This is a genomic window from Trebonia sp., assembly GCF_049794275.1.
Lineage (GTDB): Bacteria > Actinomycetota > Actinomycetes > Streptosporangiales > Streptosporangiaceae > Trebonia.
In genome coordinates this window covers 1-2,948 of record NZ_JBARCR010001161.1, presented here as the reverse complement: position 1 = coordinate 2,948, position 2,948 = coordinate 1, and the positions used below count along the sequence as shown (strand labels likewise).

The following is a 2,948-nucleotide window of genomic DNA, read 5'->3' as shown; positions in this document are numbered from 1 at the left end:
CGGCGAGGCTGCCCTCCATCGCCACGTAGCAGGCGATGATCGCCGCCCGCGCGTCGTCGAGCTCAGCGAACGCCAGCCGCCCGGACTCGACCGCCTCGCGCAGCTCGTCGGCGTCGGCCGCGTCGGGGAGCAAGCGCGGCAGCGCCAAGTGACGCAGCCGCGACGCCCACCAGAGGCTGATCGCCACCGCCGCCACCAGCGCCAGCACCAGCAGCGCGTAGAGGATCGGCCCGACCGGAATGTGCAGCGGAGCGCTGGCTTTGTGCAGCTTCGGCAGCACCACCGGCGGCGCGGGCAAGGTCACGGGCCGCGGGTGCTGCGGCTTGATGAAGAAGTGCAGGTTGCTGATCAGCACGGCGGCGACCGCCACCATGCCCCCGCCGAGCAGCCACTTGAGCGCGAACCGCAGCGCGGCGGGCACCCCGATCTCGTCGTCGGCCTCGCTGTAGGGCCGCGTGGCCGCCGCGTGTCGCGCGACGCGGTCCCGGCGCAGCGTGATAACCAGCAGCACGCCGAGCACGACTTCGAGCGCGATCCCGATCACCACGCCCTCGGCGCGCAGCGGCCCGTTCCACCGCGGCGCGGGCACGGCGCCGCGCAGGCCGACGATGGCGAGCACGACGAGCAGCGCCAGCGGAAGCAGGCGGGCCAGCTGCTGCCTGGCGATCATGAAATCGGGCTCCCGTACGCATTCCGTCTTATCTGCGCAAAACCCTACCGGTCACCAGCGCGCAGACGTCATGTGCCGAACGCCGAGAGAGTGACCCGCTATTCGTGCGCGGCCAGCACGGTCGCGATCTCGCCGAGCAGCGACTCCTTCGCCGCGTCGTCAAGGAACGACGCACGGACGCCGTTCGCCGCCAGCCCGGCGAGCCCGGCGGCGCTCAGCCCGAGCTCGCGGCCGGCCGCCAGGTACTCGTTGCTCAGCGTCGTGCCGAACATTGGCGGATCGTCGCTGTTCAGCGTCACGAACAGGCCCGCGTCGAGCATCGACGGCAGCGGATGCGCGGCCAGCGACGGCACGCACCGGGTGCGCACGTTCGAGGTCGGCGATACGTCGACCGGCAGTTGCCGCTCCGCGAGGTACGCGACCAGCCGCGGGTCGTCCATCGACCGGATCCCGTGCCCGATCCGCTCCGCGTGCAGGAAGTCGATCGCCTCCCACACCGTCTCCGCGCCGGTGGTCTCGCCCGCGTGCGGCACGCAGTGCAGCCCCGCCGCGGCCGCGGCGGCGAACACGTCCCTGATCACGTCCCGGTACGGGGCGCGCCCCGCCTCGATCCCGCCGATGCCGAACCCGGTCAGCGCCTCCGGCGGATGCTCGAGCGCGTGCGTCAGCGTCGGCACCGCGTCTTCGCCCGCGGTCTGGCCTGGGAACTCGAGGATGTACCCGATCCTGAGCCCGTGCTCGGCCAGCGCGTCCCGCGTGCCCACGTCGAGCGCCTCGGTTATCACCGCGTCCGGCATGCCGATGCGCCGGAAGGCGGCCGGCCCGAACTGCATCTCGACGTACCTGACCCGCTGCGCGGCGAGGTCGCGCGCGACGCCGCGCACCAGGTCCGCGATGTCCTCAGGCTCCCTGATCAGCCCGCTGACGGCCTTGTAGACCTCGATGAAGTGCGGGAAGTCGCGGAACTCGTAGAACCGCCGCAGTTCCTCGGCGGTACGCGGCACCCCGCGGTCCGGGTGCCGCCGCGCCAGCTCCAGCACGGTCTCCGCCGACGCCGAACCGACCAAATGAACGTGAAGTTCCACCTTGGGAAGCTCCGCCACGAACGCGTCAATGGACTCCATGCGGTCGACGCTAACAGTCTCCGCGCCGCTCGCCATAATTTCTTACATCAAAAAGTAAAGTTATCGGAACGGGCCCGTGGTGACTCCTTCGGCGCGTCGTCTTTGTCGCGGAGTCGCTATTTCTTTGCCGCCTTCAGCGCCGCCTTGTACGAGCGCACCTCGCCCAGCGACTCGGCGTCGTAGATGTCCGCCACCGACAGGTGCGACCCCTCCGCGCCGAACTGCCCGGCCGCCTCCCGCCAGCCCGGCGGCCGGACGCCGAGCTGCTTGCCGAGCAGCGCGACGAAGATCTTCGCCTTCTGCGCGCCAAAGCCTGGCAGCGCCTCGATTCGCTTCAGCAGCTCGGCGCCGGAGGAGGCGGTCGTCCAGATCGCGGTCGGCTCGCCGCCGTAGTCCGTGACGATCAGCTTCGCCAGCTCCTGGGTCCGCGCGGCCATCGCCTTGGGGAACCGGTGCAGCGCCGGGCGCTCGCCGAACACCGCCGCGAGCTGCTCGGGGTTGAAGTCCGCCAGCTCCTCGGCGGTCGGCTCGCGGCCGAGCCGCTTGACCAAGTCGCGCGGCGCGCTAAATGCGCGTTCCAATGGGACCTGCTGATCGAGTAGCATCGCGATTAGAAGCGCTAGCGGGCTGCGCGTCAGGAGTTCGTTAGCCTCGGCATCGACGGGCATGGAGATCTGCATTGACGGTTTGCTCCGGAGATAAGCTGAAAGCGGCTGGGTCACAGCCCGGATGGATGGAGTCATCATGACACCGCACGTGAAGTGGTCGATCGTGGGGATCGTCCTTGGGCTGATCCTGCTGATCTGGTTGCCGTGGTGGGCGACGGCGGGCATCGTGGTGCTGGCAATCGGGATCCCGGCGGCCGCGTACATGTCGCTCGACGCCTCGCAGCGCCGCAGGTACCGCGAGCTCCGCCGTCGCAAGGCGCTCAGGTAACCCGGCAGGTCAGCGCCCCTCAGCGACCCGGGTGATGTAGGTAATTCCTACGAACGCGCGGTAGACCGCGAGCGGGTCATCCCCCTCGACCCGCACCGTTCGGGTGCCGGTCCGCTCGACGCCCTTCACCCAGCCCGCGACGTCGGCCATGTCCGCGGTCTGCATGTGCACGTCGAGCCTGGCGGGCAGCGCGATGTCCGGCAGCGGCACCTCGCGCG

At 70.2% G+C, this 2,948-nt stretch carries 5 protein-coding genes; 1 reads left to right on the top strand and 4 read right to left on the bottom strand.

Features of this window, described 5'->3' with window-relative positions:
• From WA805_RS28675 to WA805_RS28665, 3 genes are all read right to left on the bottom strand, one after another.
• Nucleotides 1-670: hypothetical protein (locus WA805_RS28675; protein WP_425243886.1), on the bottom strand; the 670-nt coding region annotated here is incomplete at its 3' end.
• Between the two features lie 98 nt (nt 671-768).
• Nucleotides 769-1,794, bottom strand: a complete 1,026-nt coding sequence (gene add, locus WA805_RS28670; RefSeq protein WP_425243885.1) for an adenosine deaminase — start codon at nt 1,792-1,794, stop codon at nt 769-771.
• Between the two features lie 116 nt (nt 1,795-1,910).
• Complete coding sequence (locus tag WA805_RS28665) at nt 1,911-2,462, bottom strand: HhH-GPD-type base excision DNA repair protein (protein ID WP_425241142.1); 552 nt, start codon at nt 2,460-2,462, stop codon at nt 1,911-1,913.
• Nucleotides 2,463-2,538: 76 nt separating this feature from the next.
• Between WA805_RS28665 and WA805_RS28660 the strand changes: the two genes are divergently transcribed.
• Complete coding sequence (locus WA805_RS28660; RefSeq protein ID WP_422272573.1) at nt 2,539-2,730, top strand: hypothetical protein; 192 nt, start codon at nt 2,539-2,541, stop codon at nt 2,728-2,730.
• Nucleotides 2,731-2,739: 9 nt separating this feature from the next.
• Here the strand turns inward: WA805_RS28660 and WA805_RS28655 are convergent.
• On the bottom strand, nt 2,740-2,948 hold a 209-nt coding region (locus tag WA805_RS28655; protein WP_425243884.1), incomplete at its 5' end, for a M55 family metallopeptidase.

Excerpts from the sequence above, each read along its gene's own strand:
- WA805_RS28660 (WP_422272573.1), top strand. The coding sequence starts at position 2,539 with ATGACACCGCACGTGAAGTGGTCGATCGTGGGGATCGTCCTTGGGCTG.
- WA805_RS28665 (WP_425241142.1), bottom strand. The coding sequence starts at position 2,462 with ATGCCCGTCGATGCCGAGGCTAACGAACTCCTGACGCGCAGCCCGCTA.
- add (WP_425243885.1), bottom strand. The coding sequence starts at position 1,794 with ATGGAGTCCATTGACGCGTTCGTGGCGGAGCTTCCCAAGGTGGAACTT.